This window comes from Plantibacter cousiniae (nom. nud.), from assembly GCF_977070315.1.
Genome location: NZ_CDRVEU010000011.1, coordinates 60,435 through 84,891, shown reverse-complemented (window position 1 = coordinate 84,891; position 24,457 = coordinate 60,435). Strand labels below are relative to the sequence as shown.

Sequence of the window (24,457 nt, the reverse complement as noted above, 5' to 3'; positions counted from 1 at the left end):
GCTAGCATAGCGCCATCAGCCGTATCGCTCAGCAAAACCACAGTAGTCTGAATATGACCGACCCCGAAGACCCTAGCCGAGACCGCCTGAAGCACCACTTTGCCCAGAGGGTCATTCACCAGGCGCGCCAGATTCTGGAGACGTGGCAACGTCTGCAGAAGGCCGAGTGGTCGATTGGCGATATGGCCGAGCTCAAGGAGTCCACGCTGCGTCTTTCGCGCTTTGCCGAACGCTTCGAGCAGGCCGAACACAGCGCGCTGGCGCAGGAGATCAGCCAGGCGCTCGATGCGGTGGAAGCCAATCGCGGTCGCCTCAACAGCCGGGTCATCACCGATCTCAATCGTCTGATGCAACGCCTTTCCCGAACCGGGCTGCGACACGGCGACCGTTTTGAGCAAACGACGCTGCCACCGTTGCGCAAGCCCGTCTATGTGGTGCTTCATGATCACGAGCGGGCCGAGCGTCTGGCCAAGCAGCTGGAGTTTTTCGGGCTGGCGGCGCTGTCGCTGCACAATGTCGGCGAGTTTCAGCGGGCGATGGCCCAGCGGCATCCGGCGGCGATTGTCATGGATGTCGATTTCAGCGGGCCCGGCAAGGGGCTCGAACTGGCCTCCCAGGCTCAGGAAGGGCTGGAGCAGAAACTTCCGCTGTTGTTTTTCAGCCTCAATGAAACCGATACGCCCACCCGCCTGGCCGCAGTCAGGGCCGGTGGCGAGGAGTTTCTGACCGGCGCGCTGGAAGCGTCGAGTCTGCTGGAAAAAATTGAAGTCCTGACCTGCGTGGCTCAATACGAGCCCTATAAAGTGCTGATCATCGACGATTCCCGCGCGCAGGCGCTGCACACCGAGCGTGTTCTGAACGCTGCCGGAATCGTTACGCGGGTGTTGCTCGACCCGATTCAGGCAATGTCCGAGCTGGCCGAGTTTCAGCCGGACCTGATCATCCTCGACATGTACATGCCGGGGTGTACCGGCACGGAGCTGGCCAAGGTCATTCGCCATAATGACCGTTACGTCAGTGTGCCGATCATTTATCTGTCGGCTGAAGACGATCAGGACAAGCAGCTCGATGCCATGAGCGAAGGCGGCGACGACTTCCTGACCAAGCCGATCAAACCCCGTCATCTCATCACCACTGTGCGCAACCGTGCCGCGAGGGCTCGCAACCTCAAGGCGCGCATGGTCCGCGACAGCCTGACCGGGCTTTACAATCACACGCACATTTTGCAACTGCTGGAAGATTGCTGCTTTCGTTCGCGACGTGAAGGCAAGCCGCTGTGCTTTGCCATGCTTGATATCGACCACTTCAAGAGGGTCAATGACAGCCACGGTCACCCGATGGGGGATCGTGTCATCAAGAGCCTTGCGCTGTTTCTCAAGCAACGCCTGCGCAAAACCGACTTCATCGGTCGTTATGGCGGTGAGGAATTTGCCATTGTCATGCCGGACACCGACATTCAAAGCGCTCATAGGGTGCTGGATGATATCCGCCAGCGCTTTGCCGAGATCCATTACCCGGCGCAGCCCGTCGACCTGTTCTGCACCTTCAGCGCCGGGGTGGTTTCGCTCGGTGCCAATGACGACAGCCTGAGCCTTGCGTCCCAGGCCGATGCGGCGTTGTACTGCGCCAAGCACGCAGGCCGCAATCAAGTGTATTCGGTGCTGGTCGATGTGCCTTTTCACGTCGTGCTGAGTGAGATCGAAGCCTGAGTTCCATTCAGCCCTGGCTTTCGATCAGTCTTTGCCGCTCCGCCGATTTGCCCGGTGAAAATGCCAATGCCAGCTGCGTGCGGTTATGCATGTGAGTCAGGCGCAGCACTTGCGACACATAGAGTTTCACAGTGTTTTCAGTAATCCCCAGTTCGCAGGCGATCTGATAATTGGTCAGTCCGGTGCTGACCAGGCGCGCTACGTCAAGCTGGCGAGGTGACAGCTTGGCCAGAGCCACCGGCATCTGCACCTCACGCTCCACACCGTCACGCGCTTTTCGCTCGGGCTGAGGCCTGTTCTGGACACTGTCCAGGTTCTGATAAAGATCATCAATGGACGCCGCCAAAAACTGAAGCTTTTCGTTGAGCAGGCCCAGCTGCTGACGGTTTTTCTGCCGCTCGTTCAGCGCCTGGACCTGCAACTGCACACCTTCGAGCAATTCTTCCAGATCGACCGGCTTCTGGTAGTAATCGGCGATGCCGGCCCGAAGCGCCTTGATGACGTCTTTTTTCTCGGCCTCGCCGGTCAGCATGATGGCCTCGAACAGATGCGTCTTGCCGCCGGTCATCTTCATCGCTTCGACCATCTCGATCCCGTTCATGCCGGGCATTTCCAGATCGCAGAGTACGATGCCGATGGTGCTGTCGGCGCTGAAACGCTCGATGGCTTCCAGGCTTGAATAGCAACGCACACACTCATAGCCGCTGCTCTCCAGAAACTCGCAGAGCTCTTCAACGATAAGGGGCTGGTCATCGACCACCAGAACTTTCGTGAGCGGGTAATTATCCACAGGCGACTCCATGCTGTTGGGGGGCCGTCGACGGCGCCCCGATCCATTCAGCAAACCATGATTCGGCGTCATTCGATCGGTGCGGGTATTGCTGACAGTACGCCATAGCCATGACTTAACCGTAGTCGTACTTCCTGACTATGTACATAGCATTAAAATATTCCCGTGCCGTTATTCGACTAATGGAGCAGTGCTGTGCTCAGGAGTAAACCTGCGAATAAAAAAGGTGAAAAAGGATATTTATCTGGCGTGCCGGGGTTCATATACCGGTAGCGTTGCGCAACCCATTGCTGCGTATGAGGCCAGGTACTCTTTCCGACGATAAGCCAGGCTGCCATGGTGAGGCCGGCGCCAATAAACGTACACAGCAGGTAAGCACTGTTTGAGGCCAGCGCCAATGCCGTCATCAGTTTGACGTCTGCGGCGCCCAACTTGCCGAGGGCATAACCTGGCAATGTCAGCGCCCATGCCAGGGTCACGGCCAGCAAGGCCTCCAGCGCAGGCGAGCCGAGCCAGGTCATACCGGTCAAAGCCAGGTAGATAATAGCCAGCGCTGCTGCGCCGAGTGTCAGCCCGTTGGAAATCTGCTTGCAACGCGCATCCTGTTCGGCGCAAATTGCAAACCATATCAGTAGGAAAAATAATTTCATCACGCCGAAGACATCCTGTTATCGGGAAAGAATCTATGCTGTGTTGATGCAGTACATGTCAGGGTAGACGTCGATATGAAAACAGTTCCGCAACATACCTTGCCCCGCCGTCAACACGGGGCTGCCGCTATTGAATTCTCTGCGGTGTTCGTTATCTTCTTTGCCGTGTTCTACGGCATGGTGAGTTATAGCCTGCCGTTGCTCATGGTCCAGTCATTCAATGCCGCCGCCAGTGAAGCGGTGCGCAGAAGTGTTGCCCTCAGTCCGACAGTTACTGGCTATAACGAGGTGTTGAAGAGTCAGGCCCAGAGTGTGGTCATGAACCAGTTGTCGTGGATACCTCCAGCGCTGGGCTTCAATGTCAGCTACACCAGCGTGACTTACAGCGCAGGCATTCTGACAGTGACCATCCAGTACCCCAAGGCCCGATTGGCTCAGGTTCTGCCCTTGCTGACCCTCCCTGGTATCGGGGAGGTCCCGCGCTTGCCGAGCAACCTGACTGCACAAGCGAGTCTGCAACTTGTCCCTTGAAAAGAATCGTTTGAGCCGTTGGCTGGGCCGTGGTGAAGCAACACAAGTGCCGCAGCCCTTGCCCGTATCGAGCGAGCCCGGTCCGATCGGTGCGGACCTCTATCTGCTGCTGGATGACGAGGGCCGCATCCAAAGCATCAGCCCGCACTTGCTTGCCCGCCTGGACATGGCTGCGCCACTGCCGGCTGCCCAGCGATTGATGAGTCTGCTGTTACCCAATAGCGCGCTGGTCATCGAAGGCGTGCCGCGTGACTGGCTGGGGCACATGCTCGACCTGGACTTCAAGAGTGCCGACGCACACACCTTGCACGCCCGAGGCTGGGTGCAGGCGCATGGCAAGGGCTGGCTCTTGCAATTGCTGGATATCAGCGACCTGATGGAGGAGGCCAGTGCCGCACGCAGCCGTCAACAGTGCCTGCGGTTCGCCGGGCAAATGGCCGAGCGTGTGCGAGGGTGCAGCGTCGACCGCCTGACTGCGGTGGTGAGCGAGCAACTGGAGGAACTCGCGCAGCTGTGGCGCATCCCCTGTGTAGCGCTGGTGTTGCCGGAGGTCGGCGGTGTTGGCTGGCGCGTATATTGTCAGTACAGCGCCCATACGGCGCCCGAGTTGTGGCAGGTCGGGCAGCGGTTGGGCTCCGCGCTGGATCGATTCAACGCCGACGCTACGCGGCAGCTGAGGTTTGACGGCGGTGTCGATCAGGGGGCGCTGCAAAGTGCTTTCGGTAACGCTGACGGTTTTCTGATTCCCCACAGTCGCGATAACGTTGCCAAGGCCTGGCTGATGTTCGGATTTTATAACGCGCAGCAGCAGGCTCCGGACCTTGGCGAGCGAGAGTGGCTGAACCTGTGCTCGGCCTTGGCCGGGCCAGTGCTTTTTCGCCTGTCCGAGCAGACCAACCGTCACCATGTCGAACGCCTGGCAGTGCTTCAGGACCTGCTGGGCACCGGATGGTGGGAGTTGGTGCCTGATCATGACGAGGTTTTGCTGGCGCCGCAGTTGGCTCGCAGTCTGCGTCTGGGCGACCAGGTCGAGAGCCTGTCGCGTCAGGACTGGCTGGCGCTGATTCATCCCGCCGATCGACAGGAACTGTCCAGTCGCCTCGCGCAGTTACGCGACAAGGGCACACCGCTGTTGCTCTGTGTGCGTCTGGCGCAAAGCGATCCCGCCCAGGAAAACCTCTGGTTTCGTATCCAGGGGCAGGCGTTGATCCGAGGGCAGGTTCAGCGTGTGCTGGGGTTCATGCTGGATGTCAGCGATATCAAGAGTCAGGAAACCGAGGCCGCTGCCGCCCATGCCCGGCTGGATAACCTGATTGCCAGCTCGCCAGCGGTGATTTACGTGCAGCGTTACGATCGCGGCAATCTGGAGCCAACCTTTTTCAGCGACAGCCTCACGCCTTTGCTGGGCTGGACGCTGGCCGATTGCGTCGATGGGCAACTGGCGGGATACATCCATCCCGAAGATCACGACATCTGGTTCGAGCGTAACCGCCAACTGCTGCGCGAAGGATTCGTCAGTCGCCGGTTCAGATTGCGCAACCGGAACGGTCAATACCACTGGCTGCTGGACGAGGCGCGATTGCTGCGTGACGACCTTGGCATGCCGGTGGAGGCGGTGGGGCTGTGGCTGGACGTGACCGAGGCCACCCTGGCCGCCGAGCATATACGACGCAGCGAGGAGCGTTACCGCATTCTGGTCGAGGATTCGCCGGCCATGATCTGCCGCTACACGCCGGATCTGGTGTTGAGTTTCGGCAACCGGCCGCTGGCCAATTATATGGAGTGCACACCCGAGCAGCTGACCGGGATCAACCTGGGCGACTGGCTATCGGACGAGCAGCGCGAGGCGTTCATCCGGCGTATCGGTCAATTGACTCCGGAGGCGCCGGTGAGTACCGAAGAAATCTGCATCGAGCTGCCGGGACGCGAGTATGCCTGGTGGATATGGGCCGACCGGGGAGTATTCGATGAGCACGGCAAACTGGTCGAAGTGCAGGCGGTAGGCCGTGACAACACCGATGTACGTCGCTCGCGCATGCAGTTGAATCAGAGCGCGAAGATGGCAACGCTTGGCGAGATGTCCACCGGTCTGGCCCACGAGATCAATCAGCCGCTCAACGTCATGCGCATGGCCGTGGTAAACGTTCTCAAGCGTCTGGGCCGGGGTGATGTGGACATCGAATACCTCACCGAAAAACTCAATCGCATCGACACCCAGGTGCAGCGTGCCGCCCGGGTGGTCGATCATATGCGGGTATTCGGTCGCCGCTCTGAGGTAGAGGAGCAGTTGTTCGATCCGGCCCAGGCGGTGGAAGGCACGATCTCGATGCTGGCTGAAGGCATGAAAGGCAAGGCCGTGCAGTTGCGGGTCGGCGCGATGATCGACGCGGTGCAGGTTCGTGGCCATGTCGATCAACTTGAGCAGGTGTTGATCAACCTGATGGTCAATGCCCGTGATGCCTTGTTGTCGCGTCGGGAAAAGGACCGCGATTTCCAGCCGTGGATCAGCGTCGAGGCAGAGCGCGATGAAAACATCATCCGCCTGGCGGTTCAGGACAATGGCGGGGGCATTGACCCGCGGTTGCTGGAGCGCATTTTCGAGCCGTTTTTCACCACCAAACCGGTGGGGGTCGGCACCGGTCTGGGCTTGTCCGTCAGTTATGGCATCGTTGACCAGATGGGCGGCCAGCTCAGCGTCGCCAACGTCGGCGAGGGTGCTCGATTCCAGATCGAGCTGCCGATCTTCAACGCCGATCAGACCGGCAGCTAAATGACCAGTGTCGCCTGACCCAGGTTGCAACTCAGGTTGGTGCCGACGTCGGTAGCCCCCATGCTCACGCCCAGCGATTCGAACAGGGGGTCGACAACCGACGTCAGCAAGCGTGTCAGGGTGTCATCGACAATCGCGTCCAGCGCCAGGGTCAGGCTGCTCAGCGTGGTGGCCGCGCCGGTGATGACGTTGCCCAGCACATTGCTGGTCGCCGGTTTATACGCATTCACTTTGACGCTTGATGCCGTGCCGTTGAGCAAGGTGCTCGGCTTGGTGTGCGCAACGCCTGTCAGGTAATACGGGGCGCTGTTGATCTCCGGCAGGTTGGGCGAGCTGAACGTCGTACTGGTCACCGTCGAGCTGCCCAGTGCCGACTGGCTGACATTGTCGAAGGTCAGGCCGATGCCGCCACCCCCGAAAGGCGTGCGGGCGGTGCAATTGCCCAGCAGCCCGGCGATCTTCTGGCAGGTTTTGGTGCCGATATCGATGACAGGCAGAGGCAGTGCGGTGATTGCCGCCGGATCAGTGCTGGCGGGGAAGGCCGATGCACTGTCGATCCAGCCGATCTTGGCACTGAGCAGCGCTGCGTCGGTCTTGACGTTGAGGGTTTTGCTGGCGTTGCTGGTGCAGGTAAAACCGGTAACGTAGCTGTCGGCGCTGGCCATTGACAGGCTCATGTCGATTCTCGGGCCCGAGTTTGACGAGCTGTCTGTCAGAAACTTGAAGTCGGTCACCATGCAACTGTTCAGTCCCAGCGCGCAGGTGGCCGAGGTCCCCAGCCCGGCAATGTTCAGGCCCAATGCGCTGTTGAGGATCGGCGTCAGGCTGCCGATCACCGAACCTGCGGTATTGGCCAGCGAGGTTATCGTGCCGAGCACCGGCAGGTTGATCGACACCAGCGCGCGCATTTGTGCCGTGCGCACGTAAATCCGGTTTGCACCGTCTCGAGGGTTGAGCGGGTCGATTTTGCTCGGGTCGCCGATGGCCGACAACTGAGGCGGCTCGATCACCTGAATGCGTGTGGTGACCTGCGCCAGCCCGGCGACATTGATCTGGGTCGCGGTCAGAACACCGGTCTTTTCGTTGGCCAGTTGCGCGAGGCCCTGAACCAGATCCATCAACCGCAGATTGGTATTCAGCGCGGCGAGGTCCGTGCCGCTCTGCACCGACAGTAGATCCCCCAGCAGCACGGTGGTCGTTCCCGCGGCCAGCTTCAAGGCTTGCAGGCCCTGAATGGCGGCGGCACCGCCCAGCGTGGCGTTCGGACTGATGATATTGATTGCGCTCTGCAGCAACTGACTGACCGATACCGAGGTGTTGAGTACATCGTTGTAGCCCACTGCCGTCAGGCTGAGGTCGGTTTTCAGCCTGTTCAGGTAGCTCAGCAGGCTCAGGTTGGTGTCGGCGATGCCTTGCCAGTTGGCAACACTCAGGTTCAACGAGCCCCCCAGCAGGCTGCCGACCACCGGGTTGAGGAGGGCGGCACCGGTGCTGTCCACGGTGACTGCCGCACTGCGAATGGTCAGTGCCGCCAGCGGCGCGGCACTGGCGGCAACCGCGGTGGCGCTGATCGTGACGTTGGGTGGGGAGGGCGTTTTTTCGAACAGTGCGCCAATACCGGCTGCAATGCTGCGCGGCACCGGATGAGCCGCGACCACCTGGATAGCCAGCGCCTGCGTCGAATCAGCGACAAATACGCGCGGTCCCGCGACATCCACCATGAGTGTTCCGCAACGAGTCACCAGGGTGCGGCCATCGGTATTGGGGGTGAAACCGTTGCGAGTGGCGCTCTGATTGGCGAAATCGGGCGCCGTGGCCGCTGTGCCGCTGCACGTTCCTCTACGGCCCGCCGCTTCAAGTGCGGCAATGTCCGCAACCCGCTGCAACGAGCGCTTTTCCAGATACAGCCTGCCGCTGTCGATAACGGTCAGCGTGCACAGCAACGCCAGGCCCATGGTCAGCGCGGCCATCAGGCCGATTGCGCCGCGCTGCCGGGAGGGCATCGCCGTATAACCATCCAGTGGAGACATCAACACTCCTTCGATCACGCCGTTGCACACTCATCTGTCACTGGAGAGTGTAGTCAACGCCCCGAAAGAGCACTGGCAAGGTGCCAGATTTGAGAAGTGTCGCACCCGTCATGGGCGGGCGCGATCAGTGCTGTCGATCAATACTGGTAACGCAGCACCCCGTGCGACAGGGCACGAACGGCGAAGATACCCAGCAGTGCGGTCATGGCTGGCACAACGAGCCACCAGACGCGCACCGACATGGCCGGCAAGGGGGCCTTGCGTTGGATGAACGCCAGGCTGGCGGCACAGACGCAGAACGCCAGAAGCATGCCGGCGAGAATGTCGGTGGGCCAATGCACGCCCAGATAAACCCTCGACAGCGCGATTGCCAGGGCCGGAATACCGGCGACCAGCATCCAGGTCAGGCGCAGGCGCACGGGTTGGCCGCGTCCGGCCAGCACTGCCAGAGTCATGAACAGCGCAAAGGCTGCCGAGCTGTGGCCGCTGGGCATGCTGTACGTCGTCAGCGGCTCTAACAGCACCTCCGGGCGAGCGCGGGCGAAAAACGTTTTCAGGACGCCGTTGGCGATCGCGGTGCCCAGTGTTGCGGTCAGGGCAAAGGCTGCGTGGCGCCATTGCCTGGCAACCGCCAGCACGATGATCAGCAGGCTGGCGGCCAGCAACTGCGCCCTGAAATCGCCGATGCTGGTGACGAAGACCACGATGTGCTGCGTGGCTTCGCTGCGGTGTTCCTGGATGAGCGTCATCAGGCCGTTGTCGAAGTCGGCCAGCAAGGGAAAGCCGAAGAACAGCGCCGCTACCAGCACCAGGCTGAGCGCGGAGATCAGTCGGGTTGCGTAGCGTTTCTGGCGAATACTGCTCTGGATGCTCAACCCGAACAGCACGGCCAGGCTGCCGCCGACCACGGCCGCCTCGGGCCAGAAGCCTTCCGGCAGTGGCAGGCGAATGGCCGCGCCGGCTGCCCAGCCCGGCATCAGGTAGGCAATCGACCAGCCGGCCGCCGCCAGCACGCTGACCGCCACGAAGCGCGGCAGCGGCATGTCGCACATACCGGCGATCATCGGCAGCATCGGGCGCAGCGGACCGATGAAACGTCCGACCAGCAAACTGGCAATGCCGTAACGGTGGAAGTATTTTTCCGCACCTTCCATCCACTCCGGGTGCGTGCGCAAGCCGGGCAACTGACGGATATTCTGATGAAAGCGCCGGCCTATGAAGTACGACACCGCGTCACCCAGCAGCCCGCCGAGAAAACCCAGTAACAGCACTTCGCTCAACGGCAGTATGCCGCTGCCCGCCAAGGCGGCGATGGCAAACATGATGACCGTGCCCGGCACGACGATCCCGACGATCGCGACGCATTCAGTGAAGGCTACCAAAAAGATCGCGACAGCCACCCAGGAAGGATTTGCGGTCAGCCAGCCGGTCATTCCATTGAGCAGATCGCCCATCGGTCAGTTTCCTTGATCGAGAAATAGGTAGTCGCGGCCTTCGACCTGACCGCGTCTGAGAGGGTTCCGTGTACAGAAACGGGCGTAACCGGCATCCACGAAGCGATACATCAGGTGCTCATCGCGACCGGCAGGAATGCCCAGTCGGGTGGTCTGGACAACGCGTTCGGGTGTCTGACCGACGTCCTCGACCAGTAACCTCTGCGGGTCGAAGCGCTTGGCGTCCCACACCGGGACTTTCAGACCGAGCGCCTTGCACAGCAGCGTCTGGCCAGCGCACAGCCGTTGCGCCGGGCGCATCGCACCGCTGGCGTCGGGGTTGTTCAACTGCATCTGCGCCAACGCGTTTTCGTCGCTGGTCGCGTCGGTCCAGGGAAATGCCGACTTGATCAGTACGGCATTGCCCGGCCCTTCGGCGCTGAAATTCAACGAATCTCCGCCGCGCGCGTAGTACATATAGATGTGGCCGCCGTCGAGAAACAGCGCCTTGCGTTTCTCGGTATAGCCCAGCGAGGCATGACTGCCCTTTTCGGCGCAGTAGTAAGCCTCGGTTTCGATGATCCGCGCGGCCAGCCACAGATCGCCTGCCTTGTGACGGATGACCTTGCCCAGCAGATCGCGCGCCAGCAACTGGGCATCGCGGTGAAAGAAGTGGTCGGGTAGGGCTGTGGGCATAATCAGACGGGTACATTGGGAAAGAGCCCGATGATAACAAGCGCAACTTTAATTGCAGCTGAATGTGTCTGGATTAGGCACTTTGTTGTTTCTGAACGTGACCGACGCATGACATGTCGTTAGGCCCGTGCGTGATGCCTGTCTGCGCATTGCCGCCGGCAACACCCGTCACTGTGGCGAAAAATCTGCGCACTGATATTGACCATCCGCCTGTCTGCGCTGTCGTTCGGACGGCACGACAGCTATAATCAGCCGCTTTCCTCTTTGCCAAGACCTCTGAGACCAATGACTGAGTCCGTTCTTGACTACATGACCCGCCTGGGTCGCGCCGCCCGCGAAGCTTCGCGAGTGATCGGTCGTGCCAGCACTGCGCAGAAGAACCGCGCCCTGCAGGCCACTGCCGCCGCTCTGGACGAAGCCCGCGCCGAGCTGTCTGCCGCCAATGCGCTGGACCTGGCCAATGGTCAGGCGAACGGGCTCGAACCGGCCATGCTCGAGCGTCTGGCGCTGACCCCCGCCCGGATCGACAGCATGATCATCGGCTTGCGTCAGGTTGCAGCGCTTGCAGACCCGGTCGGTGCGATCCGCGACATGAGCTATCGGCCTTCGGGTATTCAGGTCGGCAAGATGCGCGTGCCGCTGGGTGTTGTCGGAATCATCTACGAGTCACGTCCGAACGTGACCATCGATGCTGCCAGTCTGTGTCTGAAGTCCGGAAACGCAACCATCCTTCGCGGTGGTTCCGAAGCCATTCATTCCAATCGCGCCATCGCGGCCTGCATCGAACGCGGTCTGGCCGAGGCCGGGCTGCCCGCTGCTGTCGTGCAGGTGGTCGAAACCACCGACCGTGCGGCGGTTGGCGCGCTGATCACCATGCCCGAGTACGTGGACGTCATCGTACCGCGCGGCGGCAAGGGTTTGATCGAACGCGTCAGTCGCGACGCGCGTGTGCCGGTCATCAAGCATCTGGATGGCATCTGCCATGTGTATGTCAGCGCCCACGCCGATCTGGCCAAGGCGCAGAAGATCGCCTTCAACGCCAAGACCTACCGTTACGGGATCTGCGGCGCGATGGAAACCCTGCTGGTCGATCAGACCATTGCCGCCGACTTTCTGCCTTCGATGGCCGCGCAGTTTCGCGAGAAGGGCGTCGAGTTGCGCGGTTGCGAGCGTACCCGTGACTTGATCGACGTGATCCCGGCCACCGAGGACGACTGGCACACCGAGTACCTGGCGGCGATTCTGTCGATTCGCGTCGTCTCCGGTCTGGATGAAGCCATCGAGCACATCAACCACTACGGCTCGCATCACAGCGACGCCATCGTCTCGGACCACCAGAGTCAGGTGCGCCGATTCATGGCCGAGGTCGATTCCAGTTCGGTCATGGTCAACGCGCCGACCTGCTTCGCTGACGGGTTCGAATACGGCCTGGGTGCCGAGATCGGCATTTCTACTGATAAGCTGCACGCCCGCGGTCCTGTCGGTCTTGAAGGTCTGACCTGCGAGAAGTACATCGTGATCGGTGACGGCCAATTGCGCGGACAAGCCTGACTTGAATAGCCCCATGACCGCGCTGCCCAGACGTATCGGCATGCTTGGGGGCACGTTCGACCCGGTTCATATCGGTCATTTGCGCGGTGCGCTCGAAGTGGCCGAATTGCTGGAACTCGATGAGTTGCGCCTGACGCCCAGCGCCAGGCCTCCGCATCGTGACATGCCGAGCGTCACCGCAGAGCATCGTCTGGCGATGGTTCAAAGCGCCGTTGCGGGTGTGTCGCCCCTGACGGTGGATGACCGTGAACTGAAGCGTGACAAACCGTCGTACACCCTCGACACACTGGAATCGATGCGCGCCGAACTGGCGCCTCAGGACCAGTTGTTCCTGTTGCTCGGTTGGGATGCCTTTTGCGGGCTGCCGACCTGGCACAGATGGGAAGAACTGCTGGAGCACTGCCATATCGTGGTGCTGCAACGCCCGGATGCGGACAGCGAGTCGCCGGATGCCATGCGCAATCTGCTGGCGGCCCGCGCAGTCAGCGATCCCAAGGCCCTGAAAGGGCCGGGTGGACAGATTACATTCGTCTGGCAGACGCCTTTATCGGTGTCTGCCACCCAGATCCGTCAACTGCTGGCCAGCGGTAAGTCGGTACGTTTTCTGGTGCCAGACGCGGTACTGGCCTATATCGATGCACGCGGACTTTACCGCGCGCCGAACACTGATGGGTCGTCCTGAAACTGCTTTGATCGACAAGCGTCTGGACGGTCCCACACATACGAGCTGAATGAGTTTTATATGACAAAGCAAAAAATGAGCAGTGAAGAAGTCATCAATGTTGCGATTGCAGCCCTTGAAGAGGTCAAGGGTGCCGACATCCTGACCATCGACGTGCGCGACAAGACCAGCATCGCCGACTACATGCTGATCTGCACCGGTACGTCCAACCGTCAGTTGAACGCACTGGTCGATAACGTCCGTGACAAGGTCAAGGCTGCCGGCCTGAAGTCCCTGAGCGAAGAAGGCAAGGGCGACAGCGACTGGGTCCTGCTGGACCTTGGTGATGTGATCGTCCACGTGATGACCGCTGCCGCACGCCAGTTCTACGACCTTGAGCGCTTGTGGCAGGGTGCAGAGCAAAGCCGTGCTGCCAGCGCTGCGCACCACACACCAGGCAACGAATAAGGCTTTGATGTGCGTCTGCGTCTGATCGCTGTGGGTTCGCGCATGCCCAAGTGGGTGGAAGAAGGTTGGCACGAGTATGCCAAGCGGATGCCCTCCGAGCTTGCGCTGGAACTGGTGGAAATTCCGCTCAATACCCGAGGCAAAAACGCCGACGTCGCACGCTTTATCCGTCAGGAAGGCGAGGCGATGCTGGCAAAAGTGCAGCCGGGCGAGCGGATTGTCACGCTGGAAGTGCATGGCAAACCGTGGAGCACCGAACAGTTGGCGGTCGAACTCGATCGCTGGCGTCTCGATGCACGCACGGTCAACCTGATGGTCGGCGGCCCCGAGGGGCTGGCACCTGAAGTCTGTGCCCGCAGTGAACAACGCTGGTCTCTGTCGCCGCTGACCCTGCCGCACCCGTTGGTGCGCATCCTGATCGGCGAGCAGATGTATCGCGCCTGGACGGTCCTGTCCGGGCACCCTTATCACAAGTAGCATCGTCTTTACTGTGAATACGGCCTAAATGTCTCAACCGATCCGCCTCAAAGACCACGAAAAGGACGCACGCCTGGTGCGCGGCAGGGTCGTGTTCGGTGCCGTGGCGGTGGTGTTGCTGGTGTGCGTGCTGATTGCCCGGTTGTATTACCTGCAGGTCATCCAGTACGAGTATCACTCCACGCTTTCGGAAAACAACCGCGTTCACGTTCAGCCGATTCCGCCCAGCCGTGGGCTGATCTACGATCGCAATGGCGTTGTGGTCGCCGATAACCGGCCCAGTTTCAGTCTCAGCATGACCCGTGAGCGCGCAGGCGAGTGGTCCAGCGTGCTCGACACCATTGTCGAGATCCTGCAGCTCACCCCTGACGATCGCATCATCTTCGAAAAGCGCATGAAGCAGGGGCGTCGGCCGTTCGAGCCGGTGCCCATCCTGTTTGAGCTGAGCGAAGAGCAGATCGCCCTGATCGCCGTCAACCAGTTCCGCCTGCCGGGCGTCGAAGTGGTTGCGCAACTGGTCAGGCATTATCCGCAAGGGCCGCACTTTGCCCACTCGGTCGGCTACATGGGACGGATCAACGAGAAAGAGCTCAAGAGCCTCGACCCGATCAATTACAGCGGCACGCACCACATCGGCAAGACCGGTATCGAGCGCTTTTACGAGCCCGAGCTGCATGGTCAGGTCGGCTACGAAGAGGTCGAGACCAACGCCCGTGGTCGCGTACTGCGTGTGCTCAAGCGCACCGACCCGATCCCCGGCAAGGACATCGTCCTGAGCCTGGACATCAACCTTCAGGAGGCTGCCGAAGCCGCGCTGGGCGGTCGTCGTGGCGCGGTCGTCGCACTGGATCCGGCTACCGGTGAAGTGCTGGCGATGGTCAGTGCGCCGAGCTTCGATCCGAACCTGTTTGTCACCGGCATCAGCTTCAAGGCCTATGCCGAGCTGCGCGATTCCATCGACCGGCCGCTGTTCAACCGCATCCTGCGAGGGCTTTACCCGCCGGGCTCGACCATCAAGCCTGCGGTGGCGATTGCCGGGCTGGATACCGGTGCGGTGACGCCTGGCTCGCGGGTATTTGATCCGGGCTATTACCAATTGCCCAATTACGATCACAAGTACCGCAACTGGAACCGCACCGGCGACGGTTGGGTTGATCTGGACACGGCGATCATGCGTTCAAATGACACGTACTTCTACGATCTGGCGCACAAGGTGGGCATTGATCGGCTCGCTGCCTATATGAACAAGTTCGGTATCGGGCAGAAGGTCTCGCTGGACATGTTCGAAGAATCTCCCGGCCTGATGCCTTCCCGTGAATGGAAGCGCGCCACGCGCCGGCAAGCGTGGTTCCCCGGCGAGACGCTGATCCTCGGGATCGGTCAGGGCTACATGCAGGCAACGCCGTTGCAACTGGCCCAGGCGACCGCGCTGGTGGCCAACAAGGGGGTGTGGAACCGTCCGCATCTGGCCAGAACCATCGAAGGCAAGGCGCCTGTGGATGAAAACCCGATGCCGAACATCGTGCTGCGCGATCCGGCCAACTGGGAACGCGTCAACCATGGCATGCAGGAAGTGATGCACGGCGCGCGCGGGACGGCGCGCAAGGCCGCCATCGGTGCGCAGTACCGGATCGCCGGCAAGAGTGGTACGGCCCAGGTGGTGGCCATCAAGCAGGGCGAGAAATACGACCGCACCAAGGTGCAGGAACGTCATCGCGACCACGCCTTGTTCGTCGGCTTCGCCCCGGCTGACAACCCGAAAATCGTTGTTGCAGTGATGGTCGAGAACGGCGAATCCGGTTCCGGCGTTGCTGCACCCGTCGTGCGTCAGGTCCTGGACGCCTGGTTGCTCGACGAAAACGGCCATCTCAAACCCGAGTACGCCGGTTCCCTGAATCTGGAGGCTGCGGCCCGTGAAGAGTAATTTCGACCGCATCCTGTCCAGTGAAGACGTGATGCGTCGCCGCGCTACCTTTCTGCAGCGCATTCATATCGATGGTCCATTGCTGATCCTGCTGCTGACGCTGGCGGCGGGCAGCCTGTTCGTGCTGTATTCGGCCAGCGGCAAGAACTGGGATCTGCTGATCAAGCAGGCCAGTTCGTTCGGTATCGGTCTGGTGGCGATGGTGGTGATCGCCCAGCTGGAGCCGCGCTTCATGGCGCGCTGGGTGCCGGTACTGTATGTCATCGGTGTCCTGCTGCTGGTAGTGGTGGATGTCATGGGCCACAACGCCATGGGCGCGACGCGCTGGATCAACATTCCCGGGGTGATCCGCTTCCAGCCTTCGGAGTTTCTCAAGATCATCATGCCGGCAACCATCGCCTGGTACCTGTCCAAGCGCACGCTGCCCCCGCATTTGAAGCATGTGGCGGTCAGTCTCGCCCTGGTCGGTGTGCCGTTCATTCTGATCGTTCGCCAGCCTGACCTGGGGACGTCGCTGCTGATTCTGGCCTCGGGTGCCTTTGTGCTGTTCATGGCCGGTTTGCGCTGGCGCTGGATCATCAGCGTATTGGCGGCGGCCGTACCGGCTGCGGTGGCCATGTGGTTCTTCTTCATGCATGACTACCAGAAGCAGCGCGTACTGACGTTTCTGGACCCCGAAAGCGATCCGCTGGGGACCGGCTGGAACATCATTCAATCAAAGGCTGCCATCGGTTCGGGCGGCGTGTTCGGCAAAGGCTGGCTGCTCGGCACCCAGTCGCACCTCGACTTTCTGCCGGAAAGCCATACCGACTTCATCATTGCAGTATTGGGTGAAGAATTCGGCCTGGTAGGCATCTGTGCGCTGCTGATCATCTATATGCTGCTGATCGGTCGCGGGCTTGTGATCACTGCACAGGCGCAGACATTATTCGGCAAACTGCTGGCTGGCGCGTTGACCATGACGTTTTTTGTTTACGTTTTCGTCAACATCGGTATGGTCAGTGGCCTGCTGCCAGTGGTGGGGGTGCCGTTGCCCTTCATTAGCTACGGCGGAACTTCGCTCGTGACCCTACTGTCAGCGTTTGGGGTTTTGATGTCGATCCATACACATCGTAAATGGATCGCTCAGGTTTGATTAAGGTGAACTATTCAATGCAAGCAATGCGTAACTGGGCTCGATATGCTCCGGTGGTCGGTCTGGTGGGCATCCTTGGCTCGGTGCAAGAGGCACTGGCGGGCGACTATGAAGGTTCGCCCCAGGTGGCGGAATTCGTCGGTGAACTGACCCGCGATCATGGTTTTGCCGGTGAGCAGTTGATGAGTCTGTTTCGGGAGGTCGAGCGCAAGCAGGCCATTCTCGATGCCATTTCCCGCCCGGCCGAACGGGTCAAACAGTGGAAAGAGTATCGGCCGATGTTCATCACCGACACGCGCATCGCTCGCGGTGTCGACTTCTGGCGTCAGCATGAGGCGGCCTTGGCGCGTGCCGAGCAGGAATACGGCGTGCCGGCGCAGATCATCGTGTCGATCATTGGTGTAGAAACCTTTTTCGGCCGCAATACCGGTAACTATCGGGTCATCGACGCATTGTCGACGCTTGGCTTCGATTACCCGCCACGCGCCCAGTTTTTCCGCAAGGAGTTGCGCGAGTTTCTGCTGCTGGCTCGCGAGCAGCAGGTCGATCCACTGACCCTCAAGGGCTCGTATGCCGGGGCAATGGGGCTGCCGCAGTTCATGCCGAGCAGTTTCCGCGCCTATGCAGTGGATTTCGACGGCGACGGCCACATCAATATCTGGACCGACCCGGACGATGCAATCGGCAGTGTCGCCAGCTATTTCAAACGTCATGGCTGGGTGGCCGGGCAGCCGGTGGTCAGTCGTGCCACAGCGCGTGGCGACCGGGTTGACGAGGGGTTGAGCCCTGCGCTTGATCCGGTAATGTCGGTCGGGGAGTTGCGACAGCTGGGCTGGGCGAGTCATGATGCGCTGCGCGACGATATGCCGGTGACGGCGTTTCGTCTGGAAGGCGACAATGGTCCTGAATACTGGCTGGGTTTGAACAATTTTTATGCAATTACCCGTTATAACCGCAGTGTGATGTACGCCATGGCCGTATATCAGCTGTCTGAATCGTTGGTTCAAGCTCGAGGCGTCAAGTAATGCGGGCATCGCCAATTCTTCAATCATTCAAGCTTCTGGCGCTGACCGGCCTGGCAGTGCTGGTTGCCAGCTGCTCGTCGCCGTCACGCACAACGTCGTCGCAGTCGCCAAAAGGCGGTGCAGTCGTGCGCTCGATGCCGGGGCTGGATATCAACCGGGCCCACAAGGACGGCGCGCCGTGGTGGGATGTGGATGTCTCGCGTATCCCTGATGCAACACCGACCCTGCACACCGGGGCCTACAAGGCCAATCCGTACACCGTGCTGGGCAAGACCTACTTCCCTATGAGCGATGCCAAGCGTTACGTCGCTTCGGGCACCGCCTCCTGGTACGGCACCAAGTTCCATGGCCAGAACACCGCCAATGGCGAGGTGTACGACCTGTACGGCATGAGTGCCGCGCACAAGACCCTACCGCTGCCCAGCTATGTCAAAGTGACCAACCTGGACAACAATCGTACGGTGATCCTGCGCGTCAACGATCGCGGGCCGTTCTATTCCGACCGTATCATCGACCTTTCGTATGCGGCCGCCAAAAAGCTCGGCTACGCCGAAACCGGCACTGCACGCGTCAAGGTAGAAGGGATCGACCCTCAGGAATGGTGGGCGCAACGTGGTCGTCCGGCGCCGCTGATGCTCAATCAGCAGCAGGTCGTTGCCCAGGCGCCGCCGCCCGCGCTGTCCACTTCGACCGGCACCGTCGAGCAGTACACGCCACCCCCTCAGCAGCACGCCGCACCTGTGGTGCCGTTGCAGGTTGACGCAAAAAAAAACGCTTCAGGACAAGCCGCTGGGCTGTTTCTCCAGGTGGGAGCCTTCGCCAACCCGGACGCTGCGGAACTCCTGAGGTCGAAATTGAGCGGGATGGTTCGAGCGCCGGTGTTCGTCAGCTCGATAGCGCGCAATCAGCAAACGCTCTATCGAGTGCGGATGGGACCGATCGACACGCAGGGTGAAGCCCAGCAGCTGCAAAACAGCGTCAGGTCGGCCAATCTGGGTCAGCCGAGCGTAGTGACATCGGATCAGTAAGTTTTTTCGACAATCGTTCCCCGGCAGCAATGGGGGACGGTATGCAGTCGCAGGCGGCGCAGATTTGCTTTCAGGGCAAGCGTTGCAGGTAACTGCCCACAAGGTCGTGTGTCGAACAGGCGACTTTGTCAGCCAGGGTTACAGCCTGGCGCCACGAGCCGTACCGAGGCGTTTCGCTTCGCCGGTCTGTTCAGTTTTGCCCGCAAGGGCATGTTTGCCCATTAGGATTCTCGAGAGACGGATGAACATCACCACCTTTGCAAAACGTTTGTGCCTGCTTGTTCCACTGATTATCACCCCGACTGTGTGGGCGGCAGAGCAGATGACGCCTGCTGCACCGCAACTGGCGGCCAAGGCCTACGTGCTGATGGATGCGACCAGCGGCAACGTCCTGGTCGAGAACAACGGTGATCAGCGTCTGGCTCCTGCCAGTCTGACCAAGCTGATGACCGCCTACATCGCGACCCTGGAAATCCGTCGCGGCCAGATCGGCGAAAACGATCCGGTGACGATCAGTGAAAACGCCTGGCGCACAGGCGGTTCGCGGATGTTCATCAAGGTCGGCAGCCAGGTCACGGTCAGCGACCTGCTGCACGGCATCATCATTCAGTCGGGCAACGACGCCAGCGTCGCGATCTCCGAGCACATTGCCGGCAGCGAAGATGCCTTTGCCGACATGATGAACAAGACTGCTGCCGATCTTGGCATGACCAACAGCCACTTCATGAACCCGACCGGTCTGCCGAACCCTGAGCACTACTCGTCGGCTCACGACATGGCGATCCTGGCGCGCGCAATCATCCACGAAGACCCGGCTCACTATGCGATCTACTCGCAGAAGGAGTTCTTCTGGAACGGCATCAAGCAGCCTAACCGCAACCTGCTGCTGTGGCGCGACAAGACCGTTGACGGTCTGAAAACCGGCCACACCGATGAAGCCGGCTATTGCATGGTCTCTTCGGCAGTGCGTGACGGCATGCGTCTGATCGCCGTGGTGTTCGGTACCAACAGCGAACAGGCCCGTGCAGCTGAAACCCAGAAGCTGCTGACCTATGGCTTCCGTTTCTTCGAAACCCAGAACTTCTACCAGAAGGGCACTGAGCTGGCTCAGGCCACGGTCTGGAAAGGTACAGAGCGTCAGGTCAAGGCCGGTCTGGCTGAAGATCTGAGCATGACCATGCCAAAAGGCGACATGAAGAAGCTGTCTGCCAGCATGACCATGAACCCGCAACTGGTTGCGCCAATCGCCAAGGGCGACGTGATCGGCAAGGTCGAGGTCAAGAAAGACGATCAGGTGGTTCACACCGCCAATCTGATTGCCCTTGATGCGGTTGAGGAAGGTGGTATTTTCCGCCGCGTGTGGGATAGCATCCGCCTGTTCTTCTACGGCTTGTTCAACTGATCCAGTAACCAATGCCGACCTTCTCGCGGCCTGCTCATGATCTGAGCGGGCCGCGTGTCCGTCGTCACGGCTTGTGAGACCTTTACTGCCATGACCGATACCGACATCAAGTCGCACAAAATCGAATTTCCCTGCAATGACTATCCGATCAAGGTGATCGGTGACACCAGTGTGGGCTTTACGGCGGCCGTGATGGAAGTGCTTAAGAAGCACGCCACGGTCGACCTCAAGACGCTCGCCGAGCGGCAGAGCAGCAACGGCAAATACACCACTGTGCAATTGCACATTGTTGCTACCGGCGAAGACCAGTTGCGCGATATCAATAGTGCCTTGCGCGCTACGGGTTTCGTGCACATGGTGCTCTGATGGCGGGTACGCTGGGTTTTCGTGATCTGGGCCTGATCGATTACGAAACCGCCTGGCACGCCATGAAGCGCTTTACCGACGAGCGTGGCCGCGAGGCTGCCGATGAAGTCTGGCTGGTCCAGCATCCGCCGGTTTTCACCCAGGGACAGTCCGGCAAGCCCGAGCATTTGCTGCTGCCGGGTAATATTCCTGTCGTACAGGTCGATCGTGGCGGCCAAGTGACTTATCATGGCCCGGGCCAACTGGTGGCTTATCTGATGCTGGACGTCAGGCGCCTTGGTTTCGGTGTTCGTGATCTGGTCACCCGGATCGAGAACACCCTCATCGCCTTGCTCGCCGACTACGGCGTCAAGGCAGCAGCCAAGGCTGATGCCCCTGGCGTATACGTTGATGGCGCGAAAGTCGCGTCACTCGGTCTACGCATTCGCAACGGCTGTTCGTTTCATGGCCTGGCGTTGAACGTCGACATGGACCTTGAGCCGTTCCGCCGCATCAACCCTTGCGGATACGCGGGGCTGGCCATGACCCAACTGAGCGATCAGGCAGGGCAGATAGAATTTTCCGAGGTAAGTGCCCGACTGCGTGCGCAGCTCGTCAAACACCTCGACTACGCTGAGCAGGCGACCCTTACGGGCGGAATAAACCATTATGACTGACACCGTGCAAACCCTGATCCCGACGCTGGATGTTTCCGAGCGAGTGGCCCGTCCGAAAGTCGAAGCGGGCGTCAAGCTTCGCGGAGCGGAAAAGGTTGCGCGCATCCCGGTCAAGATCATCCCGACGGTAGATCTGCCGAAGAAGCCCGACTGGATTCGCGTGCGCATCCCGGTTTCTCCGGAAGTCGACCGCATCAAGCAATTGCTGCGCAAGCACAAGCTGCACAGCGTCTGTGAAGAGGCGTCCTGCCCCAACCTGGGCGAGTGCTTCTCCGGTGGCACTGCAACGTTCATGATCATGGGCGACATCTGCACCCGTCGCTGCCCGTTCTGTGACGTGGGCCACGGCCGTCCGAAGCCGCTCGACGTCAACGAACCGAAGAGCCTCGCCATCGCGATTGCCGACCTGCGCCTGAAGTACGTGGTCATCACCTCGGTGGACCGTGACGACTTGCGTGACGGCGGCGCTCAGCACTTCGCCGACTGCATCCGTGAAATCCGCCTGCTGTCGCCGGGCGTACAGCTCGAAACGCTGGTGCCGGATTACCGTGGCCGGATGGACGTTGCGTTGGAAATCACCGCCGCCGAGCCGCCGGATGTGTTCAACCACAACCTGGAAACCGTGCCGCGTCTGTACAAGGCTGCGCGTCCGGGTTCGGACTACCAGTGGTCGCTGACCCTGCTGCAGCGCTTCAAGCAGATGGTCCCGCACGTACCGACCAAGTCCGGTTTGATGCTGGGGCTGGGCGAGACTGACGAAGAGGTCATCGAGGTCATGCAGCGCATGCGTGAGCACGACATCGACATGCTCACTCTGGGTCAATACCTGCAGCCTTCGCGCAATCACTTGCCCGTGCAGCGCTTTGTCCACCCGGACACCTTTGCCTGGTTCGCCGAAGAAGGCTACAAGATGGGCTTCAAGAACGTCGCGTCCGGGCCACTGGTACGCTCTTCGTACCACGCCGACGAGCAGGCCAAGATCGCCAAGGCAATGCTCTGACAGCACGCCGCAAAAACAGGAAGGGCCAGGTAGCGATACCTGGCCCTTTTTGTTTGCGGTTGATTATCGTGCCAACGCTCCGCGTGGGCATGCCGTTCTGGACGCTCCGCGTCCTCCCGATTACTGCCCGACAGGCTTGCGCAGGTTCTCCAGCAATTCATGTGTCGGGTAACCATCGGCTGGCCAGCCGAACGATTGCTGCGCACTGCGGATAGCCTTGCGTGTGTTAGCGCCGATAATGCCGTCTGGCGCGCCTGCGTCGTACTGGCGTGCAGAGAGCAGGGTTTGCAACTCAATGCGCTCTGAGCGGCTCAGCGGCAGGTCTCCGCGTGGCCAGCTGCCCACTACATAACCCGCGCCCTTGAAGCGATCGGAAAGCAGGCTGATCGCCAACGCGTAGGAGGTCGAGTTGTTGTACTTGAGAATCGCGCGGAAGTTGTCCAGCACCAGGAAGGCTGGCCCGCGATAACCGGCTGGCAACAACAAGGTGGCTTGCTGCTGGCTGGCGGCGACCGGAATGGCTGAGCCGTCCGGTTGTTTCAAGCCCAGTTGCTGCCATTCAGCGAGACTCTTGCGGGTCGTCGAGTCGGCCAGCGAGTAATCGAATCCCGAGCCGAGCACCACTTCAAAGCCCCAGGGCTGACCACGCTGCCAGCCGGAGCTTTGCAGGTAGTGCGCAGTGGAAGCAAGGGCATCGGCAGGGGTGTTCCAGATATCGCGACGGCCATCGCCGTCAAAATCCACGGCATGGGTGTTGTAGGTGGTCGGGATGAACTGGGTCTGGCCCATCGCACCGGCCCACGAACCCAGCATCTTGTCCGGTGTGATGTCGCCATGCTGGATGATTTCCAGCGCGGCCAGCAATTGGCTCTGTGCAAAACCGGGACGACGGCCTTCGTAGGCCAGCGTTGCCAGTGAGCGAATGACGGATTGCGTGCCCTGGAACGAGCCGAAGTTACTTTCCATGCCCCATACCGCGACCAGCGCCTGACGATCCACGCCGTACTGCTGCTCGATCTTCTGCAGGTCGTCGGCATACTGCGAAAGCAGCGCCTGACCCTTGCGCACACGTACGGCAGAGATGGCACCGTCTAGGTATTCCCAGACCGGGCGGCTGAATTCAGGCTGACTGCGGTCGGCCTTGACCACGCTCATGTCGGGGGTGACGCCGGCAAATGCCAGATCGAATACGTCCGCACGGATACCTGCCTTCAACGCCTGGGCACGAAAGCCGGCCTGCCATTCGCTGAAGCTGACGGCGGGCTGAATCGTGAGGTTGTCATCAACGACCAGCGCTGGCGTAGGCGCCACGGCAGGAGCGTTTGTCTGCACCTTGCTGGATTGAAGAGGCGTGGCATCGGCTGCAGTGGGTTTTTCTGCGCAGGCTACCAGGGCAACAAGACTGGAGGCAGCGATGAGTTGGCGCAGCTGCGGGCGATGGGTAAAACGAGAAGGCATGCTTGAGTCCAAGGGTATTACCGTTAGGTGCAGACCATAACACGGCTAAGCGGTTGAAAGCGCCCCGGAAATGTTGCTCGATATCAGGCTGCCATAAAGCAGGAAGCCTCCCAGCTTTTAGACTGGAAGGCTTCGCGGCGGTAGCTGCCTTTGCCCTTGGCGGGTTGTTCCTGACGACTGCGGAACAAGGGCTGGGCGATGATGGATTTGGCCTTGTTCGGCCGCTTTGGCTTGCTCATGGCGGGTGCTCCTGATGGGTGTTGTAAAGCGATGCAAATAATCGGGCAGATTGGCGGTTGTGTCTAATAGTCGTGTGCTATGACGCGGGAGGTGGACTTGAATGCAATACCTGTGGGAGCGAGCTTGCTCACGAAGGCAATCGTCCGAACGCTCGAGTTTCAGGGGCTGCACTGACCTCTTCGCGAGCAAGCTCGCTCCCACGAGATATTTGTATGGTGCTGAAAAGCGCGCTTGGCCGCTGTGTAATAACGAGGGTGTAAAATGCAGGCCGATCAGGGCATATCGAATTGATGAAGCAACGCCATCATGGTGATCGCCAGAATTGCGAGCCCTGTTGCTACCGTCCAGTTTGCTTCTGCGGTGTTTGAAAACCACGACCCTCTGGATGGATATCTACCGCGTGACAACAGTCGCACGATGGGCCAGCCAACGGGATAGCAGATCGCACGAAGGATTA

The 24,457-nt window shown here is 60.4% G+C and carries 22 protein-coding genes; 15 read left to right on the top strand and 7 right to left on the bottom strand.

Annotated elements, in window-relative coordinates; translation table 11 throughout:
* Nucleotides 1–53: 53 nt before the first annotated feature.
* Nucleotides 54–1,709: a response regulator gene (locus ACW55A_RS20150; RefSeq protein WP_044309551.1), complete on the top strand. Its 1,656-nt coding sequence runs from the start codon at nucleotides 54–56 to the stop codon at nucleotides 1,707–1,709.
* 7 nt (nucleotides 1,710–1,716) lie between these two features.
* Here the strand turns inward: ACW55A_RS20150 and ACW55A_RS20145 are convergent, their stop codons facing one another.
* Nucleotides 1,717–2,499, bottom strand: a complete 783-nt coding sequence (locus ACW55A_RS20145) for a response regulator transcription factor (protein ID WP_044309550.1) — start codon at nucleotides 2,497–2,499, stop codon at nucleotides 1,717–1,719.
* A gap of 179 nt (nucleotides 2,500–2,678) precedes the next feature.
* Nucleotides 2,679–3,149: an A24 family peptidase gene (locus ACW55A_RS20140; RefSeq protein WP_046718960.1), complete on the bottom strand. Its 471-nt coding sequence runs from the start codon at nucleotides 3,147–3,149 to the stop codon at nucleotides 2,679–2,681.
* A 75-nt stretch (nucleotides 3,150–3,224) separates the two neighbouring features.
* Between ACW55A_RS20140 and ACW55A_RS20135 the strand changes: the two genes are divergently transcribed.
* Nucleotides 3,225–3,680 carry a TadE/TadG family type IV pilus assembly protein gene (locus ACW55A_RS20135; RefSeq protein ID WP_003431704.1) on the top strand — a complete coding sequence of 152 codons (456 nt, stop codon included), beginning with the start codon at nucleotides 3,225–3,227 and terminating at the stop codon, nucleotides 3,678–3,680.
* Nucleotides 3,670–6,450: a PAS domain-containing sensor histidine kinase gene (locus tag ACW55A_RS20130; protein WP_498811536.1), complete on the top strand. Its 2,781-nt coding sequence runs from the start codon at nucleotides 3,670–3,672 to the stop codon at nucleotides 6,448–6,450. Before ACW55A_RS20135 ends, ACW55A_RS20130 begins: the two co-directional genes overlap by 11 nt.
* Here ACW55A_RS20130 and ACW55A_RS20125 read toward each other — a convergent pair.
* From ACW55A_RS20125 to ACW55A_RS20115, 3 genes are all read right to left on the bottom strand, one after another.
* Nucleotides 6,447–8,480, bottom strand: a complete 2,034-nt coding sequence (locus ACW55A_RS20125) for a TadG family pilus assembly protein (protein WP_455809278.1) — start codon at nucleotides 8,478–8,480, stop codon at nucleotides 6,447–6,449. The genes ACW55A_RS20130 and ACW55A_RS20125 overlap by 4 nt on opposite strands.
* Nucleotides 8,481–8,617: 137 nt before the next feature.
* On the bottom strand, nucleotides 8,618–9,934 hold the full coding sequence (locus ACW55A_RS20120; RefSeq protein WP_096120829.1) for a bifunctional DedA family/phosphatase PAP2 family protein: 1,317 nt from the start codon (nucleotides 9,932–9,934) through the stop codon (nucleotides 8,618–8,620).
* 3 nt (nucleotides 9,935–9,937) lie between these two features.
* Entirely contained in the window at nucleotides 9,938–10,609 is a 672-nt protein-coding gene (locus ACW55A_RS20115) for a DNA-3-methyladenine glycosylase (protein WP_498811537.1), read from the bottom strand.
* Between the two features lie 285 nt (nucleotides 10,610–10,894).
* On the opposite strand from ACW55A_RS20115, the gene ACW55A_RS20110 reads away from it, so the two are divergent.
* The 12 genes from ACW55A_RS20110 to lipA all read left to right on the top strand — a co-directional run bounded on the left by ACW55A_RS20110 (nucleotide 10,895) and on the right by lipA (nucleotide 22,302).
* On the top strand, nucleotides 10,895–12,160 hold the full coding sequence (locus ACW55A_RS20110) for a glutamate-5-semialdehyde dehydrogenase (protein WP_074805268.1): 1,266 nt from the start codon (nucleotides 10,895–10,897) through the stop codon (nucleotides 12,158–12,160).
* 13 nt (nucleotides 12,161–12,173) lie between these two features.
* The gene (gene nadD, locus ACW55A_RS20105) at nucleotides 12,174–12,842 is read left to right on the top strand and encodes a nicotinate-nucleotide adenylyltransferase (RefSeq protein WP_498811538.1); all 669 of its coding nucleotides are present in this window, start codon (nucleotides 12,174–12,176) and stop codon (nucleotides 12,840–12,842) included.
* Between the two features lie 60 nt (nucleotides 12,843–12,902).
* Nucleotides 12,903–13,289, top strand: a complete 387-nt coding sequence (gene rsfS / locus ACW55A_RS20100; protein ID WP_002555337.1) for a ribosome silencing factor — start codon at nucleotides 12,903–12,905, stop codon at nucleotides 13,287–13,289.
* 9 nt (nucleotides 13,290–13,298) lie between these two features.
* Nucleotides 13,299–13,766, top strand: a complete 468-nt coding sequence (gene rlmH, locus ACW55A_RS20095) for a 23S rRNA (pseudouridine(1915)-N(3))-methyltransferase RlmH (RefSeq protein WP_002555336.1) — start codon at nucleotides 13,299–13,301, stop codon at nucleotides 13,764–13,766.
* A 28-nt stretch (nucleotides 13,767–13,794) separates the two neighbouring features.
* Nucleotides 13,795–15,690 (top strand): penicillin-binding protein 2, encoded by a 1,896-nt coding sequence (gene mrdA, locus ACW55A_RS20090; RefSeq protein ID WP_003431692.1) that lies wholly within the window; start codon nucleotides 13,795–13,797, stop codon nucleotides 15,688–15,690.
* Nucleotides 15,680–16,825 (top strand): rod shape-determining protein RodA, encoded by a 1,146-nt coding sequence (gene rodA, locus ACW55A_RS20085; RefSeq protein WP_003419341.1) that lies wholly within the window; start codon nucleotides 15,680–15,682, stop codon nucleotides 16,823–16,825. Before mrdA ends, rodA begins: the two co-directional genes overlap by 11 nt.
* A 17-nt stretch (nucleotides 16,826–16,842) precedes the next feature.
* Complete coding sequence (mltB, locus tag ACW55A_RS20080) at nucleotides 16,843–17,850, top strand: lytic murein transglycosylase B (RefSeq protein ID WP_002555333.1); 1,008 nt, start codon at nucleotides 16,843–16,845, stop codon at nucleotides 17,848–17,850.
* Nucleotides 17,850–18,878, top strand: a complete 1,029-nt coding sequence (locus tag ACW55A_RS20075; RefSeq protein ID WP_498811539.1) for a septal ring lytic transglycosylase RlpA family protein — start codon at nucleotides 17,850–17,852, stop codon at nucleotides 18,876–18,878. Before mltB ends, ACW55A_RS20075 begins: the two co-directional genes overlap by 1 nt.
* A 241-nt stretch (nucleotides 18,879–19,119) precedes the next feature.
* Nucleotides 19,120–20,280 (top strand): D-alanyl-D-alanine carboxypeptidase family protein, encoded by a 1,161-nt coding sequence (locus ACW55A_RS20070; RefSeq protein ID WP_003431689.1) that lies wholly within the window; start codon nucleotides 19,120–19,122, stop codon nucleotides 20,278–20,280.
* A 90-nt stretch (nucleotides 20,281–20,370) separates the two neighbouring features.
* A complete protein-coding gene (locus ACW55A_RS20065) occupies nucleotides 20,371–20,646 on the top strand; it encodes a DUF493 domain-containing protein (protein WP_003368799.1) in 276 nt (91 codons plus the stop codon).
* On the top strand, nucleotides 20,646–21,302 hold the full coding sequence (lipB, locus tag ACW55A_RS20060) for a lipoyl(octanoyl) transferase LipB (RefSeq protein WP_003368798.1): 657 nt from the start codon (nucleotides 20,646–20,648) through the stop codon (nucleotides 21,300–21,302). Before ACW55A_RS20065 ends, lipB begins: the two co-directional genes overlap by 1 nt.
* Entirely contained in the window at nucleotides 21,295–22,302 is a 1,008-nt protein-coding gene (gene lipA / locus ACW55A_RS20055; protein ID WP_002555327.1) for a lipoyl synthase, read from the top strand. The genes lipB and lipA overlap by 8 nt, the downstream gene beginning before the upstream one ends.
* A gap of 120 nt (nucleotides 22,303–22,422) precedes the next feature.
* Here lipA and ACW55A_RS20050 read toward each other — a convergent pair whose 3' ends face one another.
* Together ACW55A_RS20050 and arfA are read right to left on the bottom strand one after the other, a co-directional pair.
* The gene (locus ACW55A_RS20050; protein ID WP_003368797.1) at nucleotides 22,423–23,760 is read right to left on the bottom strand and encodes a lytic murein transglycosylase; all 1,338 of its coding nucleotides are present in this window, start codon (nucleotides 23,758–23,760) and stop codon (nucleotides 22,423–22,425) included.
* Between the two features lie 83 nt (nucleotides 23,761–23,843).
* A complete protein-coding gene (gene arfA / locus ACW55A_RS20045) occupies nucleotides 23,844–23,999 on the bottom strand; it encodes an alternative ribosome rescue factor ArfA (RefSeq protein WP_002555325.1) in 156 nt (51 codons plus the stop codon).
* Nucleotides 24,000–24,457: the final 458 nt, after the last annotated feature.